The following is a 400-nucleotide window of genomic DNA, read 5'->3' as shown; positions in this document are numbered from 1 at the left end:
TGGTGGGCGTACGACGGAGTTTGGAGAAGGTCCGCCAGTTCAACGTACTTTTGCGGCGGCTGAGCGTTCTGGGCATGCTATTTTGCACGCGGTTTATGGGCAAAGCTTAAAGCATAATGCGCAATTTTTTATTGAATATTTTGCGCTTGATTTAATCATGACCGATGGTGTGTGTACAGGTGTTGTGGCGTGGAATTTAGATGACGGTACAATTCCCCGTTTTTCTGCTAAAATGGTTGTTTTGGCAACAGGTGGTTATGGACGTGCTTATTTTTCTTCTACATCAGCCCATACATGTACAGGTGATGGCGGTGGTATGATTGCACGTGCTGGGTTGCCGCTTTAGGATCAGGAGTTTGTTTAATTTATAAACTTGGGTTTTTATGGTTTTGGTTGTTTA

Annotated in this window: 1 pseudogene; it reads left to right on the top strand. The window is 44.0% G+C overall.

The features are described 5' to 3' along the window. A pseudogene (locus J7R05_RS08700) lies at window positions 1-343 on the top strand (FAD-binding protein); the annotation flags it as partial. Window positions 344-400 lie beyond the last annotated feature (57 nt).

The organism is Bartonella capreoli (assembly GCF_902813205.1).
Classification (GTDB): Bacteria; Pseudomonadota; Alphaproteobacteria; order Rhizobiales; family Rhizobiaceae; genus Bartonella; species Bartonella schoenbuchensis.
The sequence above is the reverse complement of the archived record's forward strand: the minus strand, read 5'-3'. Positions and strand labels throughout refer to the sequence as shown.